The sequence below is a fragment of the Anaerococcus sp. C0059F3 genome (assembly GCF_056590475.1).
In genome coordinates this window covers 177,384-201,541 of record NZ_JBWPWE010000001.1, presented here as the reverse complement: position 1 = coordinate 201,541, position 24,158 = coordinate 177,384, and the positions used below count along the sequence as shown (strand labels likewise).

The window sequence follows — 24,158 nt, the reverse complement described above, 5'->3', positions numbered from 1 at the left end:
TTTTTTGAAAATTCATCAAAAAATCTCCTCGATATTTATCTCAAAAACTTGATAATCAGTACTTTTCGATAAATTTAATCTTAAGGAAATTTTTTTGAATTTACTTCCCATACTAAAGCTAAAAACAAATAATTTGTTTAATTATGGTTTCTAGCAGTAGTCTCTTTTTCGATTAATTTCGCTTCTAGGGCAATATTTGTCTGGGCTTCCTCCTGGTTTAAAATCTTAAGGAGGTTATCTATCGCAATTTCAACCTGGTCTGAAATTCTCTGGTCAATCGAAGTTATGGCTTGGTTGGTAAATTCTGTCGCCTCAATATTATCAAAGCCAATAAGGCCAATATCTTCAGGTATTTTTATTCCTTCATTTGCCATCAATTTATAGGCACTTACAGCCAAGCTATCAAGCTCAAATTGGATTGAATCAAATTCTGGATTTTCCTTTAAAAAATCTATAAGTTTTGGCAAATCATTCTCAGGATTTTTTACTTTAAACTCAACAAAATTCGCATCTTCAAAATACTTATAAAGAGCCTCTACAAAACCAGATTTTTTACCAATGTAGGATCTTGACATATAGCCGGTATCAAGGGAAACATAAAGAGGCTTTTTGTAAGAATTATCCTTCAAAAGCTTCACAGCCTGGTCCATAGCCTCGATTTCGTCGATATAAACATTGACAATTTTTTCATTTTCATCGCTAGTCTTAACATTCAAAAGTGCCATGGGAATGATAACCGACATATTTTTTAATTTTTCATAAAATTTCTTTTCCTCATATGTCGAACCAACGCCAATTATTGCCTCAACCTTGCTTTCAACCAAGATATCAAGATAGGACATCTTTTTATCATAGCTATTGGTTGTCACACAAAGTAGGTTGGTATAACCGAGCTTGTCAAGCCTCCTTTCAAGTTCATAGGCCGATTGGCTCTCAAAATATCCCCTAATATCAGGAACCATAATCCCAATCATCTGGGTAGAATTTTTCGCCAGACTCCTCGCTATCCTATTGGGCTTATAGCCCGACTCCTCAATAATTTCCTCTATAATTTTCCTAGCCTTGTCACTCACATTAGGCGACTTGTTAATAACCCTAGAAACAGTCGCCGTAGAATAACCCGACTTCTTCGCTATATCATAAATATCCATTCTTGCCTCTTATAAAATTTCAATCAGTATATAGAATCAATGCAAACGATTACAAATCTTGTTATTAATGATTATACTTTAGAAACAATTTTTACAATAGACATTCAATATATTTATATAAAACCCTATAAAATTTTACAAACATCAACGCAATCTATAAGTCAATAAAATATATAATGGAGATATTATAATTGATAAATCTAACATTAATAATAAATTGTTTTTAAAAAAATTCAATAAACGGAATGAGTTTTATTTTGTAAAACTTATCCCGTTTATTGATAATATAATTTATTTGTTTTTATATTTTATTAATATCAAAAATTTTCAAATAACGATGATATTTTAAGTACAAAGCATTGATTTAAGCTTATTATCCCCCTATCAAGTTTGGTAAAAACATCGATATCTGAGGAATATATGTTACTAGCATTAAAGCTATAATGCTTGAAATCCAGAAAGGTATCAAATACTTCATCATTTCCTGAAGTTTAACCCCAGCGATACTAGAACCAACAAATAAAGTTAAACCTACAGGCGGAGTACTTTGCCCAATAGCTAAGTTCACTGTGGCTATCAATCCAAAGTGCACAGGATCAACTCCTATACTTTGTGCAATTGGCAATAGTATTGGAACAGAGAGTATAATTGCTGGAGTCGAATCTAATATAGTACCTAAAAATAGAAATATTATATTTATCATTAACAATAATACAATTTTACTACTTATATTATCTGTCAATAATTTTGATACCATCATTGGAATTTGTTGATGGGTCATAAACCAAGCTAAAATATTAGTAGTTGCCACACAGAACATCACTCCTGCGGTAGTTAATGCACTATCATGGAATATCTTTGGTAAATCCTTAATTTTAAGTTCTTTATATATAAACATTCCTACAATAAGTGAATAAACAACACTCACACATGCTGCTTCAGTAGCTGTAAACAATCCAGATAATATTCCACCCATTATTATAAGAATCATTAATAAAGCCCATACAGATTCTTTAAGCGATACCAAAAAATTCTTTAAACTAGGTTTTGGACCAGCAGGATAATTATTTTTTAAAGCGATTATATAAACTGTAAATATTAAACCAGCGGCTATTAATATTCCAGGTATATATCCTGCCAAGAACATATCGCCGACAGATACATTCGCAGTTGTAGCGTATATAACCATTACAACACTTGGCGGAATTATTATTCCTAATGGTCCTGATACCGATGAAATAGCACCGGAAAACTCAGAATCATATTTTTCTTTCTTCATTGCTGGTATTAAAATAGACCCAATTGCTGCTGTTGCTGCAGCTCCTGATCCAGATATGGCTCCAAATAACATGCAAGATATTACAGCAACCATACCAAGTCCACCTCTAATATGACCAACCATAGAAGACGCAAAGTTAACTAATTTTTTTGAAATTCCACCTCTATCCATTAAGTTTCCTGCTAGTATAAAAAATGGTATAGCTAGAAGTGAAAATGAATCAAGCATTGTAAACATTCTTTGTGGCACAACAACAGTCGGAATATTATTGGTTAAAAATATACCTATTGAAGCTGCTAATCCTATTGCATATGCAATAGGAACAGCGCCTACTATCATTATGATCAAGGCTAATAAGACAATTAACATTTAGCCCTCCTTCTTATTAAGAATCTTCTCAAATATATGGATAAAATTCAGGATACCTATAATTGGTATTGGTAAATAGACTATCTTCATAGACAAACCTAATGATGGTGATATTCTATTTCCGCCAGTTCTAATTAACTCTAATCCATATACAATTAATATTAGTGAAAAGAGCATTATTATAATTAATCCAACAATATCTAACAATTTTTTACCATTTTTACCAAATTTTTCATACACAAAATCCACTTTGAAATTCTCGTCTCTCTTGGTTACAACTACTGATGCAAGCAAAACATTAAATATAAATAAGTATCTACTTGCTTCCTCAGTCCAAGCAAGAGGTTTATGAATCAATAGCCTCGAAAAAACTTGTAAAAATGCTACAAATAGAAGAACAAAGAATGAGCTAGTTATAATAAAATATTCAATTTTATTTAACATTGAAAAAAATTTTCTCATGCTATCCCCTAGTATTTTTCACCTAATTTATCAATTTCTTTAAGTTTATCTTCTCCAACTATATCTTTATATTGTTCTCTAATTTGTTTACTAGCTTCAATAAATGGTGTTTTATCTATTTCTTTAAAAGTAACACCTTTTTCTTTTAGTTTAGATATTGTTTCTTCTTCTGTATCTTTCCATAACTTTCTTTCATAATCTACCATTTCTTTAGCAGCTTTTTCTATTGCATCTTGATATTCCTTAGGCATTGATTCTAAGTAACTTTTACTCATAACTACAATATCTGGTGCAATTACGTGTTCTGTCTGAATAAAGTATGGAGCTGCTTCGTAATGTTTTTGATTTTCGTAGAATATAGGAGCATTTTCAGCACCATCTACTACACCTGTTTGTAAAGATGTATATAGCTCACCTACAGACATTGTAACACCAGAAGCTCCCCATGATTTACACATATCTTGATAAATTGGAGCTTCAGGAACTCTTAATTTCATTCCTTTTAAATCATCAATCGAATTTATATCTTTATTGCTGTATACACTTCTCTTTCCTGCATAGAAATAACCTAGACCAACCAAATCATTCTTTGCTAAGGCTTCCTTAGCTAATTCTTGACCAATATGACCATCTACAACCTCAAAGAAATGATCTTCATTTTTGAAAAGATATGGAACATCAAATATTTGAATCTCAGGATTATATGTAGATAATACAGTAGACATAGTTTTAGCTATCTGAACAGTACCTAGTGACAATCCTTCGGTTAAATCGCTCTGATTTCCTAGTGTCGAATTTACAAAGACATTTACTTTTACTTTGCCATTAGTGTACTCTTTTACCTTATCTGCAAAATAGTAAAAGGATTTTGAATGTGGGTGTTCCTCAGATAAAACATCTCCCAAGTTAAGTTCGTATTCAACATCTGAACTTTCTGAATTTGCCACATTATTATTTTCTTTTTTTACATTATCGTCTGACTTATCATTTCCGCCGCAAGATGATAATACTAAAGCGGCCATTAATAGAGTAAATATTTTTTTAATTTTCATTTCTTAACCTCACTTTGTTTTAAATTTACTACGAATCATCGAATGAACTACTATTATTTTCTTATTTCCACCCCCTTAACAAAAGCTATGCTTTTTATATATTTATCGCTTTCAAATATTCATTCCACTGAATTTCAAATGGTTGATTGACAGATGGAATTGGCCTTACTTCTTCCCACTCAAAAGAAGATTTTCCATCCTTAAATTCTGTAACTTGGACCTGGTTTACAAATTCTCCATCACTTGCAAAATCAATTTCATCTTCAAAATAGATGCTACCGCCAATTTTCGCTTTGATATGGTCGTAATAATCTTTCATAGCTTCAAGATAAACCAACTGGCCAACTACTATGTCATAAAACTCAAAGGCCTTGATTAGCTGGTGGCTCTTTGCCCTAACTTGGTCAAAAAAGCTTTTGTAGGTCTCTCTTCTTTTTTTAATTAGGATTTCAATTTCTTTTATATTCCTAAAGGCTGCTGCAAAAGATGTCATCTCTTCTTGGTAGTTTTCTATTAAATCATTAATATTTGATTCTTCTCCGACTAGATTAAGGAATTTTTCTATATAATCTCTAGCTTCTTTTTCGCAGTCCCTATCTGAAAAATCTTTCTTTGCAAGCTTTATGTTTTCGCTAGCTCTTTTTGACCCAACTTGGCCTGCATTTAAGGCTGATCCGCCTGGCCTATAGATGCCGTGACTTCCTGCAACTTCACCTGCAGCATAAAAGCCCTTGATATTGGTTTGATAGTCCTTGTCTATATAAAGACCGCCGTTGTTGTGTTGGGCACAAAGAGATATTTCCAGTGGCTCTTTTTTAAGGTCCACTCCATGGTCAATATAGAAATCGTAGGCCTTTTTATTCATCTTAAGGAGCCTATCAATTGGCTTTTCAAGTCTTGCATCATTAGATAAGATATAATCTTTTACTTCCTTATCTAAGTCATCAAAGGGAATATCTTTGAAGGATGGATTGTTCCTAAAATCAAGGAAGACCCTCCTGTTTTTGTAAACTTCTTCCTTATATACAAGATAGTCTACCATAGATGAACCCTCAATTTTTTTAACATCAAACGGCCATTGGTAGCCTTTTAAGAAGACATTTTTAAGTAAGACTTTAAAGTCATCGTAATATTCAGCAAGAAAATCATATTCATTCCCATCTACATCTAGGGAATAAAACCTTGGCATCACCTGCATATAAGTCCCTGACACATTCCACTTTGGCTTTATTGATGACATCCCATATTGGAAATGAGTTAGGTTCATGCCCTTTACACCCGCATCTAGGGCAAGGCCAGTTGACCCTTTTTGTCCATTTGGATATACAGTGTTGGAGTAGAGATTTGCTGGTCCTCCTGTTGCATAAATTATATTTTTTGCTTCTATCAGATAAAAATCTCCCTTGTTTAAACACAAGACCCCATCAAATTCATCCTTAGATGTAAATATTTTTACAACCTTGTAATGGTTAAGAATTTTTATCCCATAAGACCTAGCTCTTTTTTCAAGCTTTTCTGTCATTTGTTTGGATGTATAAGGTCCTGCAGATGTAGCTCTTTTGTTTGGATCGTGGTCTGTTTTATAGCCTATATATTCCCCGTATTCATTAAAGGGAAATTCCACACCAAGTTCTACTAGGTTCATAAAGGATCTTACTGATTCGCTAGCTTCTACCTTGGCTATATCACCATGAATGTGCATTCCATCATAGTAAACCGCCGCCATCTTGTCAACAGAATCATCATCTGACGATTCTAAGGCCAATTTGTAATAAGTTTGCTTATCCGAACCAGCATTTCTACTTGTACCTAAGTTAACATCTTCTGTAATAATAGCTATGTTCTTAATATCGTTTTCAAATAGCCTATTAGCGGCATTAAAGCCCGCTGCTCCAGATCCAACGACTATTGCATCGTATTTTTCTTTATAAAGTTTGTAATGTGTAGCCGCCGTCAACTCTTATCACCTGTCCTGTTGTATATTTAAACTTAAACTCAGCAAGGGCACTTACTGCTAGGGCTATGTCTTCAGGATAACCCCATCTTTTAATAGGAGTAATTCCTTCTGCAAAAAGCTTGTCATATTTTGATTCAGCAACCTTGGTCATGTCTGTCTTTATTATGCCTGGTTGGATTTCATAAACATTTATTCCATATTCTCCAAGCTTTGAAGCAAAAAGTTTTGTAATCATTGATATAGCAGCCTTTGATATGCAGTAGTCAGCCCTGTCAGTGCTCACAACTGATGAAGACACTGAAGAAATATTTATAATGCACTTATCTTCTGTTGAATTATCTTGAATCATCCTTCTTGCCACGTCTTGGCTTAAAAAGAACATTGATTTTGTGTTGATTTCAAAAAGTCTATCTATACTTTCTTCTGAAACTTTCAATATATCTTCTCGAACTTTTGGCGCAACTCCAGCATTGTTTACCAGAATATTAATTGAGCCAAATCTTTCATAGGCCTTTTCTACGAACTTTTTCCTGTCTTCTTTATCGGCGATATTGCCCTTATAATAGAAGATTTTTTCTTCATCGTAGATTTTGCTAAATTCGTCGTAGTCTTCAATATTTCTTGTCCCAAAGGCGCAAATTTTGTAACCATCTTTTAGAAGTTGCTTGGTAATACCAAGTCCTATTCCCCTAGTGGCTCCAGTTATAATAGCTACTCTTTCACTCATTTATTCAATTCCTTTACATACTTACCATAAGTTTGCCTATTTCTAACCACGCATCCTGCTGGCAAAAAGTTTGCCTTAAGCTTTGAGCAAAGATTGCAGGTTATGCATACCTTATTTTTGTCCATTTTTCCATTTTTTAGAAGGTCATTTCCTAATTCAGGATAGGCTAGCATGTCTCTACCGAAACCAGCTAGGCTTATCTTTCCATCTCGGATGAGTCCTTCCGCAACATTTGCCCCAAATTCTCTGAAGAATGTATAGCCAACTCCCACAAAGATCATTTCCGGGAAGAGCTTTTGGAGTTTTCCACACATTTCAAAAATCCTAAATGAAGAAGTAAATGGACTTTCAATTGTTTCATCCTTTTTTAAATCTGAAGGCTTGCTAATATATGAAATAAAATAAGGATTTCCAAGGGTTAGGGAAATGAGTTTTACACCCCTAGCCTGTAATTGTTCAATAAGCTTTATTGTTTCTGTAAGGTCATAGTCAAGGTTGGCTGTGGTTGCAAAACCATGTTCAGTCATATCCGCCATATTAAGTCTAACAGCTATATCAAGACCTTTACACTCCTCATCTTTTCTAATTAGATCAATTGTTTCAAGGATGAATTTAGTCCTATTTTCAAAACTTCCACCATAAGTACCCTTCCTATCTGTAGCTGAAAGAAGCTCTGATAAGAGGTAGCCATGGCAAGCCTTGATATCTACAGCATCAAAGCCCGCTTTTTTAGCAAGCCTAGCTGCTTTTAGGTAATCATTTTTAAGCCCATCAAGGTAGGAGTCACTTACAAGTTCCCTATCTTTCTCTATTCCTCTTTTGGCATCTAGTTTTTCTCTGTGAGTTGCTATTTGAGCATTTTCTTCCTTACCAATATTTGAATATCTTCCAGAATGGTTTAATTGTAAAACTGTATAAGCTTCGCCACCATAGGCTGATTCTTTTGAAGCTTCCTTTATTTCAAAATTTAAGCTTTGAAAATCGTTTACAGTATCATCATTAATAAAGAGTTGATTGTCATTACTCATACCTTCCTTATTAACGGAAGTGGCCTCAAGCCAAATTAATCCATAGCCACCCTTGGCTACATCTATGTATTTTTTCTTGGTAAGATCAGTTGGCCTGCCGTCTTTGCCATCTACACCTTCCATAGGAAGAGCAACCAGCCTATTTACAAGCTTAAAATCATTTAACATAATTGGCGAAGTTAAATCGGCCATTTCCTTTGCCGCATGGATACCATGTTTGCCTAATTCTATATTTAAGTCTCCAATATTTGTATATCCAAACTTCCTTATATTTTCCAATATCTATACCTCCACTCTTTAATTATCATTATAACAAAGTAAAATAAGGATAACGATATCAAAGTTTGTAAAAGTATATACATTTCTTGTAGAAAGGGATTTTTAATGAAACATAATATAGATATATATTACAATACTGATAGTTTAAATATACCTAATATACATTTTCATAATGATGTTGAAATCATTTTTATTGAAGAAGGTAGTAGTATATTCTTGATAGAAGGAAAAGAAATTTTAGCAAACAGAAATTCAATCGTTATAATTTCTAATTTAGAAAAACACTCTATGCATATCAATACGTATCCTTACAATAGATATGTAGTTAAGATTAAAGATTTACAAGAAATAAATATGTTACCCTCTAAAGTATATATTAAAATATTTCAAAATAGACCTGATAATTTTCCATACGTTTTTAAATTTAATGAAAATACATCATCTCAAATCAGAGATATTTTTGATAATTTAATGAATAATTACAACGAATCTATTTTTTCGAAAGAATACGAAAAGCTTCTAATCAATCAATTAATGATTCTGATTTTTAGATCTAACGATTTCTTTTATAATTGGGAAAACACTGATTTTGAAAAGACAATTTTTAAGATTCAAGAATATATCAATAAGAATTATAAGGATAATATTAATTTAAAATTAATAGAAGAACTCTTTTTCATAAATAGATATGAAGTTAGCAGGCACTTCAAAAAAATTACAGGATACAACTTTAAAACGTACTTGATACTTGTTAGAATCTCTATAGCGAAAGATTTGTTAGTAAATAGTAATCTATCAATTTCTGAAATAACAAACAAAATAGGATATAGTTCAGAAACATTATTTATTAGAATGTTTAAAAAATACGAAAGCATCACTCCTACCCGCTATAGATCATCTTATAAATCAGACTGAAATAATAACCTTTTTTATAAATTTTTTCACTTGTAGATATACTCAAACGCTGTAAGGTGTTATAAAGTATTTAAGTAAATTAAAATAATATCTTATATCACTATGTATCTATTGATCTACTATAATTTATCATAACTTATATATGTTTCTTGATTTTTTCTAAATTCCCCGCAAAAAACCCCAAGTCAATGCTTGGGGTCTTTAGAGGGCACTTAGAAAATTTTATTTATTTTTCTTTGCTCCCATCATATTAAATACGATTAGGGCTAAGATTGTGAATGCTGTTAGCATTGTAGCAAGTGCTGCGGCTACTCCGTAGTTTCCTCTTACTACTTCTGTGTAGATAGAAACTGTCATTGTCCTTGTCTTTAAATTTGTAAGGATGATGGATGAAGATAGCTCTGATATCAAGGTTACGTATGATAAAATTGAGCCTGCTACTACTCCCCTCATCATTAGTGGGAGGGTGATTTGTGCGAATGTCTTAAACTTGCTTGCTCCGAGTGAATAGGACGCTTCTTCTAGGGATATTGGGAGGGACTGAAGGGTTGATGTGGCTGACCTTAGGGTGTATGGCAGTCTCCTTATTACGAAGGATACTATTACTATCCACATTGTTCCGCCCAAGACTAGGAAGTTTGATCCCATCATTCCATTTCCAAATCCTGTTAGGAGGGCAATACCTATTACAACTCCTGGGAGGATAAATGGCACCATAGTGAATACGTCTATAGCTGCTGCAAGTTTGCCTTTTATCCTAACTACTATATAGGCTATCAAAACTGATAGGATTATGATAATTATAAGGGCTAGGAGTGGTAAAAGGAGGGTGTTTCTGATTGATGTTCCCATCCTTGCAAAGGCTGTGTGGTAAGATTTTAATGAATATCCGTCAATGAATATCTTTCCTGATGTGTTCTTAAATGATGTTAAGATCAGATAAGCTTGTGGTAGGATTGATAGGCCTACGATGATGTAGACAAAAAGGTGGATTAGAAGGCCCTTTGCTCCTTTAAGCTTAGTCTTTTGGACTGGATTTAAGAAGTTTGACGAATAGGCATTTTTCTCTGATATTTTCTTTTGTATTAGGAAAATTACGCTGGTTACTATTATGGCAATTATGGCTATGGCTGATGCAAAGCCTTGGTTTTGGCCAACTTCACCTACGAATTCATTGTAGATTAATACTGGGAAAGTCCTATATCCTTCACCGATTAGCATTGGGGTACCAAAGTCAGACATACATCTCATGAAGACTAAAAGTCCTCCTGCTAAAAGTGATGGGGTCACAAGAGGTAGGATTATTTTCCTAAATCTCTTAAAGCCTGTCACTCCCAAGTTTTCACTTGCTTCCATAAGGGATGCGTCAAGGTTTTCAAAGGCTGCCTTGGCATATAAAAATACTAATGAATATAGTTGGAAGGTGAATACTAGTAATATTCCAGCAAAACCGTATATATCAGGAATATTTAGGCCAATGCCAGCAAAAAAGTTTGTTATTATACCATTTCTACCAAGCAATAAGATCCATGAATAAGCTCCGATAAAAGGTGCTGACATTGAAGCAAGGATTATGATTATCTCTAAAACCTTGGCTCCCCTAATCTTATAAAAACTCATAAAATAAGCTATTGGTGTAGCTAGGAGAATGGTTGTGACTGTGGCTATTATTGATAATTTCAAACTGTTTATAATGGTTGAAAAATAGTACTTGTTTGAAAAGAATTCAGTAAAGTTTGCAAGACTTAAATTGCCTTCTTTGTTATAAAAAGATTGGATTAAAAGTCTGGTGATTGGATAGATTAGAAAAATCAAAACTCCAGCTAGGATGGCTAGGGTAATTATTTTCCAAAATCCAAATTTATTAGCTTTCGTTTTCATTGAGATTCACATCTCCTTTTTCGTTAAATACGTTGATTTTATCAAGGTTAATCCTTAATTTAGTGTCTGTATTTACCCTGCTGATTTCTTCAAACTTTGATTCTTCCATTATGTTCAAAAGGGTTTTATCCTTAAGTTCTACATTGTAATGCATAGTAGAGCCTAAAAAGACTTCATCGTTGATTTTTACTTCCACATCTCCATTTGGATCTATCCTAAAATCTTCAGGTCTAACTGAAAGTTTAACCCTTTGGCTAGGTTGATTTCCTAGATTGTAGGAGAATTTTTCTCCAGAATCTATGATAATTTCTTTATTATCTGCGTCATAATTTCCACTTAATACATTGTTTGTTCCTATAAATGAAGCTACGAACATATTGTTTGGCTTGTGGTAAATCTTTCTTGGTTTGTCACATTGTTCAATAACTCCATCTTTCATAACAGCAATCCTGTCTGATACTGCCATAGCTTCTTCTTGGTCGTGGGTTACATAAACTGTTGTGATACCAATTTCTTTTTGAATTCTTCTGATTTCTTCTCTAAGGTCTACCCTTAATTTAGCATCTAGGTTACTTAAAGGCTCATCCATTAATAAAACGTCTGGCTCAATAACTATAGCTCTTGCTAGGGCCACCCTTTGTTGCTGACCACCTGAGAGGTTTTGAGGTTTTCTGTCGGCATATTCTCTGATTTTCATTATATCGAGAATTTTTTCAACTCTCTCATCCATCTCATCTTTTGGTACCTTTCTTTCTTTAAGGCCAAATTCTATATTGCCCCTAACTGTCATATTTGGGAAGACTGCATAGTTTTGGAATACCATTCCTATGTTTCTCTTGGATGGGTCCATGTTGTTAATGAGGGTGTCATTAAAATAAAATTCGCCGCCCTCAATTGAATTAAAGCCGGCTATCATCCTAAGTAATGTTGTCTTTCCACAGCCTGAAGGCCCAAGGAGGGTGAAAAATTCACCATCCTGGATTTCTAGGTTGACAGATTTTATTACTGTCTTTTCGCCGTATTTTTTAACGGCGTCTTTGATTATAATTTTTGACATCTTAGTTTCCTGCTTCTACAAGAAGGTTTGTAAATCTTTCGATGATTTTTTCTCTATTTTCGTTTACATAGTCATAATCTTCTTGTAATTGCTTGATTTCTGTGATTGGTTTCATAAAGTCGCTTACTTCTGCGTCTTCTCTGATTGGTCTGTTTGTTGTTTGTGTGCCTAGAATATCTTGAGCTTCTTTAGAGTTTAGGAAGTCCATGAATAGCTTAGCATTGTTTGGGTGTGAGCAGTTCTTAATTATACCTGAACCTGCTGGTAGGAAGATAACTCCTTCTTCCATGTAAACTATATCGATATTGTCAGCACCGTCCTTGATTAGTTGCATAACTGGGTCTTCATAAGAAATACCCACTGCCATTTCTCCGTCTACTACAGTTTTGTAAACTGAAGATGAAGATGATTGGATTTTGCCGTCGATGTTTTTAAATAATTTGTCAACATAATCCCAAGCTTCGTCTGATTCATAGCCACCCATAGCTACTAACATATTTGTTAGGTGTGAGAAAGCTGATGATGAAGATGATGGGTCACTTGTTGCGATTTTGCCCTTAAGTTCTGGGTTTAATAGGTCCTTGTAACCCTTGATTTCAATACCATCTGTAAGGTCTTTGTTTACGATAATTACAGAACCATCAAGTGTATAGCTTGTTTTGTAGCCATCTTTGTTTCTGAAAGCTTCTGGAAGTTCGCTATCGTGGCTTGAAACGTATTCTTCAAATAAGTCTTTGTTTTCAGAATAGGTAGAGAATGATCCACCAAAGATAACGTCTGCTACTGGAGCTGATGCTTCACCTCTTAGTTTGGTGAAAAGTTCGCCTGTACCAGCTTGTTCTAGTTGAACTGTGATACCATATTTTTCTTCAAATGCAGGAATTATTGAGTTGATAAGTCCTTCTGAGTTTGGTGAATAAACAATTAAAGTTTCTTCATCGTCCTTTTTTACTTCTTCAGCAGATTCTTCTACCTTTGTTTCTGCCTTTTCTTCTTTGACATCGTTTTCTTCTTTAGCATTATTTCCGCATCCTGAAGCTAGGATAAGTCCAAATACTGCTAAAATACTGAGTAATTTCTTTTTCATATTTTCCTCCAAATGTTTTCTTACCTATAGTATATCATTTTTACCCACAAAAAAAGTACACTATTTTACACAATAGGTGTACTTTTTAATCAACTTTACATTTTATAGGTCAGATGGCGACATACCGAGGTATTTTTTAAAGACCCTGGCGAAATATTTTGCAGAAGAATACCCGCACATATAAGCAATTTCTGTAATATTATAATCAGAATTTTTAAGCAAATCGATAGCCTTATTTATCCTATATCTGTTCAAATATTCGTTAAAAGTGATGTGGACTTCCTTCTTAAACTTCCTATTAAGCATGGATTCTGAATAAGCTAACTCCTTTGATAGGTCTGAAATCGAAATTTTTTCCTCGTAGTTGTTCTTTATATAGTCAATCATTTCAAGAACAGTACTATCCTTTATAAGCGGATTTAGGCTAATATCAACCGCATTTTCAAGGTCCGTTTTTTGGGAAATTACATTTCTCTTTTTATAAATTATTTCCCTAGCATTTATCAGAGCTTCCTTTAGATCATCAAGGCTGATTGGTTTTAAAAGATAGTCCGTAACCCCGTATTTAAGCGCTCTTTGGGCATAGGAAAAGTAATCATAACCCGAAATAATTATGGCTATATAATCATAATCGAGGGTTTCTTTTATCATATCAAGCCCATCTTTCTCGGGCATATTTATATCAGCAAGGACAATATCCGGCTGGTATTTTTTGATAAGGTCAACTCCCTCGACTCCATTAGATCCGTCAGCCACAACAACCATTCCCAAGGCGTCGTAGTCAATGAAGTGGAGGAGTTTTTTCCTAATTAAATTTTCATCTTCAACTATTAAAACTTTTATCATCTTATAATCCTATCCTTATTTCCACACAAACACCCTCGCTATCATCCACAAAGCCTATCCAAACCTTATCCTTATAAAGCATCCTTAGCCTGTTGTAGGTGTTAATAAGACCGTGGTGCTTCATAGAAATATAATCTTTTTTTGATTCTACTTCCAGATAAGAATTTAGCCTCTCAATCTCTGTTTTTGCCAGCTTTTTGCCATTATCCCTAATCCTTATCAAAAGGTCTTTGTCCTTGCGTTTAATTTCTATTTTCAAATCCAAATTAGAAGTAGATTTTCTTGCGTATTTCAAACTGTTTTCCAAAATTGGCTGGAGGAAAAGTTTAGGAACCAAGACCTCCCCACTTTCCTCGTCCATTTCGATTTGATATTTAAATTTGTCCTCAGATTTGATTTTTTCGATGTCTAAGAACTTGTAAATATAGAAAATATCCTCATCCAGCCTGATAAAAGACAGGTCATTTATGGAATACCTTAGGATTTCATTTAGGTCTTGGATTAGCCTGTCAGATATTTTGGGGTCAATATACATGGTAATTGAAATTAGCTCTAGGGTGTTGTACAAAAAATGTGGATTGAATTGAGATTCAAGCATCTTAAACTCGTTGTACTTGTTGACGTATTTGAGCCTAACGTTTTTATCTAGAAGGATTTTCTTTGAGTCAATTAGCTTATTTATATTTTTTACTATGGAATTTATCTCATCGTCAGTCCTTATGTCGATGCGGTCAAGCTCTCCTTCGGCAACCATATCAATTTCCTCGTTAAGCCTTGCAATTACTGCTGTTGAGTCTTCTATAAAGCCCCTGATAGATACTAGTAAAAAGGCAAGGATTAAAAATCCCCCAAGGAAAATCAAAGAAAGGATATAAATAAATTGGTCGTTTGAAATGGTTCTTTTTACAATGGTGTGGACTTGATAATCTCCGTAGGCCATAGCTTCCTCGATATAGGTCCCCTTATCCAAAAAATCCGGCCTAAGCTTATTTAGCCTATCCAAATTATTTTCAACCAAAGCCAAGTCGTTAAATATCACCCTCCCATAATGGTCTGTTATATAAAAGCCACCAGCCTTAAGTCTGATTTTCCTGGAAATATTCCCACCAGGTATATATAAAACTGCCTGGCCATTTTTGTATTTGCCCCTAAGAACATAGACAAAGTCCTTCCTATCCCTAAAAAAAGTTGTGGAAATTCCGTCCCTATCAAGGCCCATAATGTTTTGGTAGGACCTAAAAGATTTGTAATCTCTTTTCTTCTTGCTATAGGAAAAATCATTTCCCTTAGTTGGATAAAAATCAATTTGGTAGTCGATTCCTAGCTCATTTGCCAAACTATAATAAGAATTTACCAAGCTTTGGCTAGCCTTGCCTTTTTCTAAACCAGCGTCAATTTCTTTTTCATTTTCCTTAAGGAAATCTTTAAAACTCGTGTCAATTAGGGCAAATTCATTGTAAACGGCATCAAGATTTGTCCTAGCTTCCTTGAAATCAACCGCATAATAGATATAGACATAAAGGCCTGAAAGTCCAAGGATGATTAGGATCAAAAAGCCCAAAACCTTTTTAAAAATCCCCTTATAAATCTTGTGCGAATAAAGCATAATCTTTTACACCACCAGTCCCAAGGCCAGGTAAATAGCCCCGCTTGCGACCATGACCTTTATTGGGTCGTAATCTTTTTTTTGCATGATTATAAAAGCTCCGATAAAAAGACCCAACATTTTAAAATCAAGGTTTGCTATTTCTATGGCTTTTACATCAAAAAGTGCAGTTTTTAGTATATCAAGGCCAGCAATTAGGATCATAACAACAATTGCAGGTCTTAGAAATTTTAAGACATCAGTCATTAAGTCCAGGTCCTTGTATTTTTTATAAAAATATGAAAGGGCCCCAACTATGATCGCCGATGGGAGAATGCAGCCCATTGTGGCAGCAAGACTGCCTGGAAAACCCGCTACTCTTTGGCCTACAAAGGTAGCTGAGTTTAGAGCAATTGGCCCTGGTGTCATCTGGCTTATTGTGATTAGGTCGTTAAATTCTCCAACACCAAGCCAGCCGTTTTCTACGACTACTTCTTGTTGGATTAGGGCAAGGGCTGCATAGCCTCCGCCAAAAGAGAAGAGTCCAATTTTTAAAAAACTTATAAATAATTTAATTAGCATGGCCCCTCCTTTTTATAAGCGAATTTACTAGGCCAAGTAAGATTAGGCCGCCAATTATATAAACAATGTTGACCTTTAAAAAATATCCTAAAACAAAAGCGATTACCATTATTACCGGAACAAATTTTGATTTTTCCTTAAGTAAGTCTTTGGCCATATCATAAGAAACCTTAAAAATAAGCGCTGCAATAGCTGCCTGCATGCCTTTTAAAAAGCTTGCTATATAATGATTTGATATAAATGCCTCGTAAAACATTGAAATAACAGAAATTATCACAAGTGGTGGGATGGCTGTGCCCAAAATCGCAACAAACATTCCAGGAAGGCCTCCCGTTTCATAGCCCACAACTATCGACGCATTTATAGCAACAGCTCCCGGTGCCGACTGGGCAATGGCTGTCATATCAAGCATTTGTTCCTTATCTATCCATTTTAATTTATCTACAAAGGTATCTTTCATCAAGGTCAATATCACATAGCCCCCACCAAAGGTGAAGGCTGAAAGATAGAGAGTTGATTTAAAGATTTGCCATAATTTATTTTTCTTTTCCATAAGTCTCTCTTTCTACCTATATCTTACTATATTTCTGGGTATAAGTAAGGTGAGGTGAATATGAAATTAATACTAGCAGTTGATAAAAATTGGGCAATCGGTTTGGATAATAAGATGCTTTACGATTTAAAAAAAGATCTCAAGCACTTTAAAGAAACAACGACCGGTGGTCTAGTAATAATGGGAAGAAAGACCTTCGATTCAATGGGAAGGGCCCTTCCAAATAGGGAAAATTTAATTTTGACTAGGGATATAAATCTAAAAAGAGAGGGTGCCTTGGTTTTTAATAACATTTCTGAAATCCTATCCTATGTTGAAAATTCCCCCAAGGAAGCCTTTGTAATTGGTGGAGCAGAAATTTGCGAGCTTTTCCTGGACAATATTGATGAGGCAATCATCACAAAAATTGATAAGGAAAGCCCAGCAGACACCTACCTCCACAACTTTGATAAGGATTCAGATTTTGAAATCGTCGAAGAAAGCGAACCCATAGATGATGAAGGAAAAAAGATAAAATTTGTAAGATACATAAGAAAGGAAAGAAAATGAAAGATAAAATATTATTTGTAAGTGACCTCTGCCCAGATTGTGCAGGGATTTTAGGAGAAATTGAAGACGGAAGCGAGAAATATAAGGACTACGATGTAGTAAATGTCACCTCTTCCATGCCAAGCCTAAAACTATTTCTAAAATACAGGGACACTCTCCCTGGCTACGAAGAAGTAAGAAAAACCCACAGGGCAGGCGTGCCTTCTGTGGTAATTGGGGAAAATGAGGTGGAGTTTTTATAGTTTGATTTTCATTTCAAATTAATTTTTTATTTGAAATCCAGACGAACTTACAAAGTGGATTCTAAACTCATGGAGTCTTGTAATTTAAAAGACAAACAAAGTCTCAATTTATGAGAATTTTCATCCTTTAAAAGGTCGCAATAGCGATTTAGGATAACTTGATAAAAATCTGACCCGGCAAAAATGCCGGGTCTTTTTTTGAAATTTTATAGAATTTTATTAATTTTTTCCTTTAATTTCCTTGTATCTTCTTCTACATTTGGGCTATCCATAATAGCTCTTACAACGCAGATCCCGTCTATGCTTGAGCCTTTTAGGATGTCAATGTTGTCGAAATTCAGGCCGCCTATGGCATAGACTTCAATTCCTACATTTTTCTTTATTTCAATTAAGGTTTCCAAGCTTGTCCTTTTGGTTTTGACGTGGGTTTTGGTTTCAAAAATAGCCCCAACCCCTAGATAATTAGCCCCTTGCTTTTCGGCTATTTTAGCAGCTTCCACAGATTTTGCTGTAGCCCCTATAAGGGCTTCTGGTCCTAAAAGTTTTCTGCCAAGCTCTATTGGCATATCGTCCGCACCTAGGTGAACCCCGAGACCCAAAGCCCAGGCAATGTGAGGCTTATCGTCAATTAACATTGGTACCTTGTAGGAATCACAAAGGGCCTTGACTTTTTTGCCCAGATTTAGGATTTCAAGGTCAGTCTTTTCTTTTTCCCTCAGTTGAAGGATATCTACCCCGCCTTTGAGGGCAGATTCGATTCTTTCTAAAAATTCTTCCTCGCTATACTTATCCGAATTTGTAACCATGTATAGTTTTTTCAAAATTTTATCTCCCTTACTTTTGCTTTTTCCCTTATTTCGCAATCACTAATCAGACCGATTTGGTCCATCAAATTTACAAAAAATGTATAAAGACCTTCTGTATCTGCCTTTTCTGCGGCAATTTCCATTACAAGTAGGCCAATAAGGCTAGCCGAAACCGGGTCAGTTACTGCCATAAAAGATGAAATCATTGCTGTGACCATGCAGCCTGTGCCGGTAATTTTGCTTAAGGTCTCAACTCCATTGTCAACTGTGTAAAAAGAATCTTTTGTCACGACCAAGTCGGTTTTACCTGTGACTAATACTGTCGTTTGGTATTTTTTCGCTAGATTTCTTACTTCTCGGGCAATTTCTTCTATATTTTCTTTAGAAATTTCATCAGCTTTACCAACGTCAATTCCTCTGGCATTTGACTTTCCCTTAGCAAGGGCCCTGATTTCTGAACTATTGCCCTTGATCAAATCAAAATGGTACTTACCAAGTAAATCCATTGCAAAATTATAGCGGAGAGTCGATGCTCCAACTCCTACCATATCAATACTTAGAGATATTTTTTTCTCATTTGCAGCCTGAGCTGCCAGATCAATAGCGACCATCCTTTCTGCCGTGATATTTCCTAGATTTATACTTAGGGAATCAACCATTTTTACTATCTCTCCCACCTCTTGAGGATGGGCTGCACAAATTGCCTTGGCTCCCATAAATAAAATAACATTGGCAACCATATTTATAGCGATTGGATGGGTGATGGCATGGACTAGGGGCGATTTTTCCTTTAACCTGTCCCTGGCCTCTAATATTTTTTCTAAATCAAACATTGCCCTTCCTTTCTTTTTTGAAATTGTTTTTAATTTATTCGAAAAGCCGACCTATAGGTTTATATAGTCTGTAAATACTGGGGTCATGCCGAGGTTCTTTAGGTCCTCAAAGGTTTCTGCAGTTGACCTTGCATCGTCAATTACAAATTGTTCATCACCCTCATCTTGACTTTCTTTTGACCTATGGCCAATTGATGTATCAACAGATGCTGAAATTTTTGTCGCAGCATAGTTTACGGCTAGGTTTCTAAAATCTTTTGACTCCCTGGTTGAAAGGGTGATTGATGCAAAAGGCAAAAACATCCTAATAGCAGCCATGATTTGGAAAAACTTTTTATCGTCAACTATGTTGAATTTTAGTGAATTATCTGCACCGTGGGTTGGTCTTATTCTTGGCAAAGAAATAGCGATTTCTGCGTAAGGGTATTTTTTCTGGATTTCGCTTGCGTGGATAGCAAGTTTAAAGGCTTCTTCTATTGGATCTCCAAGACCGAAAAGCGTTCCAAAACCAACTCCCCTAAAACCAGCCTGGAGGGCCCTTTCCTGGGTATCAAACCTATAGGAAAAACTCCTCTTGTGACCGTAAGGGTGGTAGTAATCGTAGGTTTCAGGATTGTATGTTTCTTGGAAAACTGTCACAAAATCCGCCCCTGCTTGTCTTAAAAGTTTGTAATCATCCACATTGGCAGGATAAACCTCGATGCCTATCACCTTAAAATACTTGCTAGCAATTTTACAAGCTTCGGCAATATATTCTATAGACGAAAACTTTTTAGATTCCCCAGTTAAGATTAACACGTCTTCAATACCTGTATCGGCAAGAGCCTTCATCTCAGCTTCGATTTCATCAAAGGTTAATTTGGCCCTTTTTATATCAGACTTGGCCCTAAAGCCACAATACCTACAGGAATTTTCGCAATAATTTGCTATATATATTGGAGAAAATAGACAAACATTGTTGCCAAAATATCTGATTCTTTTCTCCTTTGCCAAATCGGCTATGACCTCTAGGTATTCTCCTGCCTCATCGCTTAGGAGATTATAAAAGTCTCTTGGAGTAATACTTGATGACTCTAGGCTTGCCACCACATCAGCCTTGGTAACTTTTATATTTTTTACTTCTTCGTAGGATTTTTTCACCCTTTCTTTAATGTCTGAATCGATTATATCCATTCCTGGAAAATAATCGAGCACACTTTCTATATTCATATCAGTCAAAAAAGTCCCTTAGTGGTGAAGATGGGTCGGCACCTGATTGTAAAACTCTACCTGGTTTTGCAAGGTAAGCTAGCCTTCCACCTTCAATTCCTAGCTTGAAGGCCTTGGCCATCAAGTTTATATCGCTAGCAGAAGCTATACCTGTATTTGCCATAATAGCTGCAGCTCCCATTTCCATAGCTTCTGCAGCATGACTTGGCACACCAATTCCTGCATCGACAATAACTGGTAGGTCTATTTCGTCAATTATTATTTTTATAAAATCTCGAGTAGCTAGTCCCTTGTTTGAGCCAATTGGACTAGCAAGAGGCATGATTGCAGAAGCTCCTGCATCTCTTAAGTCCCTAGCAAAATTTAGGTCTGGATACATATATGGAAGAACTACAAAGCCTTCTTTGGCAAGAATTTCTGTTGCCTTTAGGGTTTCAACATTGTCTGGCAAAAGGTATTTTGAATCTCTCATTATTTCGATTTTTACAAAGTTTCCACAACCCATTTCCCTGGCAAGTCTTGAGATTCTAATAGCTTCGTCAGCATTTCTTGCACCTGAGGTGTTTGGGATGATAGTAACATCTTTTGGTATGTAATTTAAAATATTTGCTACATCCTTGGTATTTGCTCTTCTTAGAGCAACAGTAATCATTTGTGAACCTGCAGATTTGATAGCTGCATCAATTAATTCTGGCGAATATTTTCCAGAACCAAGGATAAACCTTGACTCAAATTTCTTATCTCCAAGTACTAAATAATCTTTATTTTCCATTTCTTTCTCCTATAATAATTTTAAGTGCTAAGAGTGCTTCTAAATTTGCTACAATTCCTATATAAGGTGCATATAAACCTTGTTCAGGACTTGATTTGAAGTCCCCAACCATGCTTATATTTTTTATTTTTTTCACTTTTATATCAGATAAATCTCCAAGACCCGAAAGACCTGATGCCATAATTAATTTTTTATCATCTTTTCCCAAAAAATATTCAAACACCATGCTTTTCATCTCTTTTTTGTCAAAGGCTTCGATGAAAATATCTGTTTTTCCTGTAATTTCAGCTAAGTTATCTTTTGTAATAAGAACTTCCTCGGCAAAAATTTTGTTACAGGGAATAGTTTCCTCAATTTTTTTCTTTGTTTGAAAAACCTTTGATTTTCCCAAATCTTTTTGGTCATAGTTTTGCCTGTTTAGGTTCGATAATTCAACCTTATCGTAATCGTAGATATAAATTTCTCCAAGCCCACACCTGGCAAGGATCATGGCTATATTTGAACCAAGTCCCCCACAACCTAAGATTGAAACACTTGCTTTTTTGAGTATTTCATTAATTTCTGGGTCTTGTCTTTTTAAAATTTCATTTCTCATATCAACCCCCGCCAACAAAGGAAAAAACTTCCACTTTTGCCCCATCTTCTAAGATAAATTTATCAAAATCCACTTTTTTAACCAATCGGCAGTCAACTTCACAGGCCAAAAAATCTGGGTCGTAGTCATTTCTTATTAAGAAATCCCTGAGATTTTCCCCCTCAAGGAAGAAAACCTCCTTGTCATTTACCTTAATCACTTACTCACCCCCTCAAAAAAAGGCACAAAAAGGACAACCATACCCGAGGTGGTATGCCCCTTTAGTGCCTAAGCATCTTTACTTAATTTTCTTTGCCCTTCTAGGAGAGGGAATTTTTCATTAAAAAAGACCCCTCCTAGGGGCCTTTAAACTCTTTTTCTAGCTTTCTTACGAAGGTCTTAACCTACAAGTTTAAAGGGTTGATGAATTCATCTCTCAGCTACTAGCACCCCTAGCTACTAATATTATAAGGCAAATTCCTAATAATTTCAATTTTATTTTTGACTAATATTTGCTTTTATTTTCAATATATTAAAATTGCCTATAAATTATTTATTTTTTTGTATTTCACATAGGCATTGGCTGTCATTAGGATGGCTGCAATTAAGATTAGCCACCAGACTTCACTGCCTTTAGAGTATTGTAAATAAGCCAATACATAGACTAAAATCGCACTTGCTAGCGATGTATAAAATTCCAATTGGTCTAAATTATTTTTTCTCATCAATAACAGCCCTTAGGGTGTTCCAAGAAAGTAGGGCACAATTTACCCTTTGTGGCATATTTTGAATGTTCTTGAAGGCTATAGCGTCTTCTAATTCTTCAAGTTCTTCATCTGTCACATCTTCTCTTTTGATCATCCTTTGGTAGATGTCTGCCATTTTATCAGCCTGATCTAAAGTTTTTCCAACCAGCATATCGCACATTACAGATGTAGCTGCTTGACTTATGGCACAGCCGTCGCCTGTGAAGGCTGCGTCCACAATCTTATCTCCATCGAGTTTTAATTGCAAAACTATTTCATCACCACAAGATGGATTGTGGCCGTCTTCCTTGATGTCAGGGTCTTCTAGGTCATGCTTATTGGCTTGGTTTCTTGAATGATCTAGGATAATCTGACTGTATATTTCTTGCATATCCATTATAGTCCCATCACCTTTCTAACTTCTCTTAAGCTTTTTGCAAAGATTTCAACTTCTTCTTTTGTATTATAAATCGCAAAAGATGCCCTGGCTGTAGATGAGATTCCAAGATAGGTGTGTAGAGGCATGGCGCAATGGTGGCCACTTCTTACAGCTACATTCTTAGAATCTAGGATAGAAGCTATGTCGTGTGGGTGGACGTCATCGAAAGTAAAGGAAATTAGAGCCCCCTCCTCAACACTTGTCGGATGGACGATTTTGATATTTTCTATGTCCTTGATTAGGTCATAGGCATAGTGAGTTAATTCCATCTCATGGGCGTGGATTTTATCCATGCCGATTTGATCCACATATTTTATAGCTTCTATTAGGCCAATAACTCCACCAACATTTGGTGTTCCGGCCTCAAATTTTATAGGTGCCTTGGCAAAGGTTGAATAATCTTCATAGACATATTCTATCATATCTCCGCCCAAGTTAAAAGGTTTCATCTTATCAAGTAGGTCATATTTTCCATAAAGAATACCAATGCCCATTGGGGCATAGATTTTATGGCCAGAAAATACAAGGAAATCACAATCTAAGTCTGTGACGTCAATTTTTTTGTGGGCTACAAGTTGGGCTGCATCAACGATTGTGGTTGCTCCTACTTCTTTTGCCCAGCCAATTATTTTTTTTACATCAATAATTTCCCCAGTCACATTTGATGCACCGGTTATTGAAACTATTTTTGTTTTCTCATTAATCTTTGACTTTAAATCTTCATAATCAAGAGAATGATCGTCTTTTAAGTAGGCATAAACAAGCTTTGCCCCAGTGGCCTTTGCCACCATTTGCCATGGAACAAGGTTGGCGTGGTGTTCTAAGATTGTAATTAAAATCTCATCGCCCGCCTTTAAATTATCTAGTCCATAGGAATAGGCAAGGAGGTTCATAGCCTCGGTTGTAGTCTTTGTGTAGACTATTTCATTTCGAGACTTTGCATTTATAAATTTTCTAATTACTTCCCTACCATTTTCATAGGCTTCTGTAGCTACCCATGAAAGGTAGTGGGCACCCCTATGAGGGTTGGCGTTTTTATACCTATAATAATTGTCAACTGCTTCGATTACCTGTCTTGGCTTTTGGCTGGTGGCGGCTGTATCTAGGTAGATTACATCCTTGCCGACCTTGGCCCCATCAAGATAAGGGAAATCTTTTCTAATTTCTTCTACATTCAT

General features: G+C 35.3%; 26 protein-coding genes and 1 riboswitch. Of the genes, 3 read left to right on the top strand and 23 right to left on the bottom strand.

Annotated elements, in window-relative coordinates:
* Positions 1 to 137: 137 nt before the first annotated feature.
* From AC1EJ5_RS00905 to AC1EJ5_RS00875, 7 genes are all read right to left on the bottom strand, one after another.
* Positions 138 to 1,151: a LacI family DNA-binding transcriptional regulator gene (locus AC1EJ5_RS00905; RefSeq protein WP_308748983.1), complete on the bottom strand. Its 1,014-nt coding sequence runs from the start codon at positions 1,149 to 1,151 to the stop codon at positions 138 to 140.
* 373 nt (positions 1,152 to 1,524) lie between these two features.
* The gene (locus AC1EJ5_RS00900; protein ID WP_308748982.1) at positions 1,525 to 2,799 is read right to left on the bottom strand and encodes a TRAP transporter large permease; all 1,275 of its coding nucleotides are present in this window, start codon (positions 2,797 to 2,799) and stop codon (positions 1,525 to 1,527) included.
* Positions 2,800 to 3,261: a TRAP transporter small permease gene (locus AC1EJ5_RS00895; protein WP_479813965.1), complete on the bottom strand. Its 462-nt coding sequence runs from the start codon at positions 3,259 to 3,261 to the stop codon at positions 2,800 to 2,802.
* 8 nt (positions 3,262 to 3,269) lie between these two features.
* On the bottom strand, positions 3,270 to 4,313 hold the full coding sequence (locus AC1EJ5_RS00890; protein WP_308748980.1) for a TRAP transporter substrate-binding protein: 1,044 nt from the start codon (positions 4,311 to 4,313) through the stop codon (positions 3,270 to 3,272).
* A gap of 94 nt (positions 4,314 to 4,407) precedes the next feature.
* Positions 4,408 to 6,270: an FAD-binding protein gene (locus tag AC1EJ5_RS00885; protein ID WP_308748979.1), complete on the bottom strand. Its 1,863-nt coding sequence runs from the start codon at positions 6,268 to 6,270 to the stop codon at positions 4,408 to 4,410.
* On the bottom strand, positions 6,239 to 6,997 hold the full coding sequence (locus AC1EJ5_RS00880) for a 3-ketoacyl-ACP reductase (protein WP_308748978.1): 759 nt from the start codon (positions 6,995 to 6,997) through the stop codon (positions 6,239 to 6,241). The genes AC1EJ5_RS00885 and AC1EJ5_RS00880 overlap by 32 nt, the downstream gene beginning before the upstream one ends.
* Positions 6,994 to 8,304 (bottom strand): oxidoreductase, encoded by a 1,311-nt coding sequence (locus AC1EJ5_RS00875; protein WP_308748977.1) that lies wholly within the window; start codon positions 8,302 to 8,304, stop codon positions 6,994 to 6,996. Before AC1EJ5_RS00875 ends, AC1EJ5_RS00880 begins: the two co-directional genes overlap by 4 nt.
* Before the next feature lie 105 nt (positions 8,305 to 8,409).
* On the opposite strand from AC1EJ5_RS00875, the gene AC1EJ5_RS00870 reads away from it, so the two are divergent.
* Positions 8,410 to 9,219 carry an AraC family transcriptional regulator gene (locus AC1EJ5_RS00870; protein ID WP_308748976.1) on the top strand — a complete coding sequence of 270 codons (810 nt, stop codon included), beginning with the start codon at positions 8,410 to 8,412 and terminating at the stop codon, positions 9,217 to 9,219.
* Between the two features lie 222 nt (positions 9,220 to 9,441).
* Here the strand turns inward: AC1EJ5_RS00870 and AC1EJ5_RS00865 are convergent, their stop codons facing one another.
* The 7 genes from AC1EJ5_RS00865 to AC1EJ5_RS00835 form a co-directional block, all read right to left on the bottom strand.
* A complete protein-coding gene (locus tag AC1EJ5_RS00865; RefSeq protein ID WP_479813962.1) occupies positions 9,442 to 11,100 on the bottom strand; it encodes an ABC transporter permease in 1,659 nt (552 codons plus the stop codon).
* On the bottom strand, positions 11,084 to 12,157 hold the full coding sequence (locus AC1EJ5_RS00860) for an ABC transporter ATP-binding protein (RefSeq protein ID WP_348938798.1): 1,074 nt from the start codon (positions 12,155 to 12,157) through the stop codon (positions 11,084 to 11,086). The genes AC1EJ5_RS00865 and AC1EJ5_RS00860 overlap by 17 nt, the downstream gene beginning before the upstream one ends.
* 1 nt (position 12,158) lies before the next feature.
* Complete coding sequence (locus AC1EJ5_RS00855; protein ID WP_308748973.1) at positions 12,159 to 13,244, bottom strand: extracellular solute-binding protein; 1,086 nt, start codon at positions 13,242 to 13,244, stop codon at positions 12,159 to 12,161.
* Between the two features lie 102 nt (positions 13,245 to 13,346).
* Positions 13,347 to 14,090 (bottom strand): response regulator transcription factor, encoded by a 744-nt coding sequence (locus tag AC1EJ5_RS00850; RefSeq protein WP_479813960.1) that lies wholly within the window; start codon positions 14,088 to 14,090, stop codon positions 13,347 to 13,349.
* A 1-nt stretch (position 14,091) separates the two neighbouring features.
* Positions 14,092 to 15,696 carry a sensor histidine kinase gene (locus AC1EJ5_RS00845; RefSeq protein ID WP_479813958.1) on the bottom strand — a complete coding sequence of 535 codons (1,605 nt, stop codon included), beginning with the start codon at positions 15,694 to 15,696 and terminating at the stop codon, positions 14,092 to 14,094.
* Between the two features lie 6 nt (positions 15,697 to 15,702).
* A complete protein-coding gene (locus AC1EJ5_RS00840) occupies positions 15,703 to 16,257 on the bottom strand; it encodes a chromate transporter (RefSeq protein WP_479813956.1) in 555 nt (184 codons plus the stop codon).
* The gene (locus tag AC1EJ5_RS00835) at positions 16,247 to 16,810 is read right to left on the bottom strand and encodes a chromate transporter (RefSeq protein ID WP_479813954.1); all 564 of its coding nucleotides are present in this window, start codon (positions 16,808 to 16,810) and stop codon (positions 16,247 to 16,249) included. The genes AC1EJ5_RS00840 and AC1EJ5_RS00835 overlap by 11 nt, the downstream gene beginning before the upstream one ends.
* 60 nt (positions 16,811 to 16,870) lie before the next feature.
* On the opposite strand from AC1EJ5_RS00835, the gene AC1EJ5_RS00830 reads away from it, so the two are divergent.
* Together AC1EJ5_RS00830 and AC1EJ5_RS00825 are read left to right on the top strand one after the other, a co-directional pair.
* Positions 16,871 to 17,359, top strand: a complete 489-nt coding sequence (locus tag AC1EJ5_RS00830) for a dihydrofolate reductase (RefSeq protein WP_479813952.1) — start codon at positions 16,871 to 16,873, stop codon at positions 17,357 to 17,359.
* Positions 17,356 to 17,601, top strand: coding sequence for a hypothetical protein (locus AC1EJ5_RS00825; RefSeq protein WP_223418101.1), 246 nt, complete (start codon positions 17,356 to 17,358; stop codon positions 17,599 to 17,601). Before AC1EJ5_RS00830 ends, AC1EJ5_RS00825 begins: the two co-directional genes overlap by 4 nt.
* 206 nt (positions 17,602 to 17,807) lie before the next feature.
* On the opposite strand, the gene thiE is transcribed toward AC1EJ5_RS00825, so the two are convergent.
* From thiE to AC1EJ5_RS00780, 9 genes are all read right to left on the bottom strand, one after another.
* Positions 17,808 to 18,422: a thiamine phosphate synthase gene (thiE, locus tag AC1EJ5_RS00820; protein ID WP_311486764.1), complete on the bottom strand. Its 615-nt coding sequence runs from the start codon at positions 18,420 to 18,422 to the stop codon at positions 17,808 to 17,810.
* Positions 18,419 to 19,240: a hydroxyethylthiazole kinase gene (thiM, locus tag AC1EJ5_RS00815; protein WP_223418105.1), complete on the bottom strand. Its 822-nt coding sequence runs from the start codon at positions 19,238 to 19,240 to the stop codon at positions 18,419 to 18,421. The genes thiE and thiM overlap by 4 nt, the downstream gene beginning before the upstream one ends.
* Positions 19,241 to 19,291: 51 nt before the next feature.
* Complete coding sequence (thiH, locus tag AC1EJ5_RS00810; protein WP_223420680.1) at positions 19,292 to 20,449, bottom strand: 2-iminoacetate synthase ThiH; 1,158 nt, start codon at positions 20,447 to 20,449, stop codon at positions 19,292 to 19,294.
* Position 20,450: 1 nt separating this feature from the next.
* Complete coding sequence (locus AC1EJ5_RS00805; protein WP_223418106.1) at positions 20,451 to 21,221, bottom strand: thiazole synthase; 771 nt, start codon at positions 21,219 to 21,221, stop codon at positions 20,451 to 20,453.
* Positions 21,211 to 21,816 carry a sulfur carrier protein ThiS adenylyltransferase ThiF gene (thiF, locus tag AC1EJ5_RS00800; protein ID WP_308749518.1) on the bottom strand — a complete coding sequence of 202 codons (606 nt, stop codon included), beginning with the start codon at positions 21,814 to 21,816 and terminating at the stop codon, positions 21,211 to 21,213. Before thiF ends, AC1EJ5_RS00805 begins: the two co-directional genes overlap by 11 nt.
* A gap of 1 nt (position 21,817) precedes the next feature.
* Positions 21,818 to 22,015: a sulfur carrier protein ThiS gene (gene thiS, locus AC1EJ5_RS00795; RefSeq protein WP_308749519.1), complete on the bottom strand. Its 198-nt coding sequence runs from the start codon at positions 22,013 to 22,015 to the stop codon at positions 21,818 to 21,820.
* A gap of 148 nt (positions 22,016 to 22,163) precedes the next feature.
* A riboswitch (TPP riboswitch) is annotated at positions 22,164 to 22,259 on the bottom strand.
* A gap of 78 nt (positions 22,260 to 22,337) precedes the next feature.
* Positions 22,338 to 22,520, bottom strand: coding sequence for a hypothetical protein (locus tag AC1EJ5_RS00790; protein ID WP_308749520.1), 183 nt, complete (start codon positions 22,518 to 22,520; stop codon positions 22,338 to 22,340).
* On the bottom strand, positions 22,507 to 22,938 hold the full coding sequence (sufU, locus tag AC1EJ5_RS00785) for a Fe-S cluster assembly sulfur transfer protein SufU (RefSeq protein ID WP_308749521.1): 432 nt from the start codon (positions 22,936 to 22,938) through the stop codon (positions 22,507 to 22,509). The genes AC1EJ5_RS00790 and sufU overlap by 14 nt, the downstream gene beginning before the upstream one ends.
* A complete protein-coding gene (locus tag AC1EJ5_RS00780) occupies positions 22,938 to 24,158 on the bottom strand; it encodes an aminotransferase class V-fold PLP-dependent enzyme (protein ID WP_479813949.1) in 1,221 nt (406 codons plus the stop codon). The genes sufU and AC1EJ5_RS00780 overlap by 1 nt, the downstream gene beginning before the upstream one ends.

Bases quoted from the DNA above. Each gene is read 5' to 3' on its own strand.
- AC1EJ5_RS00905 (WP_308748983.1), bottom strand. From the start codon at position 1,151: ATGGATATTTATGATATAGCGAAGAAGTCGGGTTATTCTACGGCGACT.
- AC1EJ5_RS00880 (WP_308748978.1), bottom strand. From the start codon at position 6,997: ATGAGTGAAAGAGTAGCTATTATAACTGGAGCCACTAGGGGAATAGGA.
- AC1EJ5_RS00840 (WP_479813956.1), bottom strand. From the start codon at position 16,257: ATGCTAATTAAATTATTTATAAGTTTTTTAAAAATTGGACTCTTCTCT.
- AC1EJ5_RS00825 (WP_223418101.1), top strand. From the start codon at position 17,356: ATGAAAGATAAAATATTATTTGTAAGTGACCTCTGCCCAGATTGTGCA.
- AC1EJ5_RS00805 (WP_223418106.1), bottom strand. From the start codon at position 21,221: ATGGAAAATAAAGATTATTTAGTACTTGGAGATAAGAAATTTGAGTCA.
- thiH (WP_223420680.1), bottom strand. From the start codon at position 20,449: ATGAATATAGAAAGTGTGCTCGATTATTTTCCAGGAATGGATATAATC.
- AC1EJ5_RS00845 (WP_479813958.1), bottom strand. From the start codon at position 15,696: ATGCTTTATTCGCACAAGATTTATAAGGGGATTTTTAAAAAGGTTTTG.
- AC1EJ5_RS00870 (WP_308748976.1), top strand. From the start codon at position 8,410: ATGAAACATAATATAGATATATATTACAATACTGATAGTTTAAATATA.
- AC1EJ5_RS00835 (WP_479813954.1), bottom strand. From the start codon at position 16,810: ATGGAAAAGAAAAATAAATTATGGCAAATCTTTAAATCAACTCTCTAT.
- thiF (WP_308749518.1), bottom strand. From the start codon at position 21,816: ATGAGAAATGAAATTTTAAAAAGACAAGACCCAGAAATTAATGAAATA.
- AC1EJ5_RS00850 (WP_479813960.1), bottom strand. From the start codon at position 14,090: ATGATAAAAGTTTTAATAGTTGAAGATGAAAATTTAATTAGGAAAAAA.
- AC1EJ5_RS00865 (WP_479813962.1), bottom strand. From the start codon at position 11,100: ATGAAAACGAAAGCTAATAAATTTGGATTTTGGAAAATAATTACCCTA.
- sufU (WP_308749521.1), bottom strand. From the start codon at position 22,938: ATGGATATGCAAGAAATATACAGTCAGATTATCCTAGATCATTCAAGA.
- AC1EJ5_RS00890 (WP_308748980.1), bottom strand. From the start codon at position 4,313: ATGAAAATTAAAAAAATATTTACTCTATTAATGGCCGCTTTAGTATTA.
- AC1EJ5_RS00855 (WP_308748973.1), bottom strand. From the start codon at position 13,244: ATGAAAAAGAAATTACTCAGTATTTTAGCAGTATTTGGACTTATCCTA.
- AC1EJ5_RS00780 (WP_479813949.1), bottom strand. From the start codon at position 24,158: ATGAATGTAGAAGAAATTAGAAAAGATTTCCCTTATCTTGATGGGGCC.
- AC1EJ5_RS00790 (WP_308749520.1), bottom strand. From the start codon at position 22,520: ATGAGAAAAAATAATTTAGACCAATTGGAATTTTATACATCGCTAGCA.
- AC1EJ5_RS00895 (WP_479813965.1), bottom strand. From the start codon at position 3,261: ATGAGAAAATTTTTTTCAATGTTAAATAAAATTGAATATTTTATTATA.
- AC1EJ5_RS00860 (WP_348938798.1), bottom strand. From the start codon at position 12,157: ATGTCAAAAATTATAATCAAAGACGCCGTTAAAAAATACGGCGAAAAG.
- thiM (WP_223418105.1), bottom strand. From the start codon at position 19,240: ATGTTTGATTTAGAAAAAATATTAGAGGCCAGGGACAGGTTAAAGGAA.
- AC1EJ5_RS00830 (WP_479813952.1), top strand. From the start codon at position 16,871: ATGAAATTAATACTAGCAGTTGATAAAAATTGGGCAATCGGTTTGGAT.
- AC1EJ5_RS00900 (WP_308748982.1), bottom strand. From the start codon at position 2,799: ATGTTAATTGTCTTATTAGCCTTGATCATAATGATAGTAGGCGCTGTT.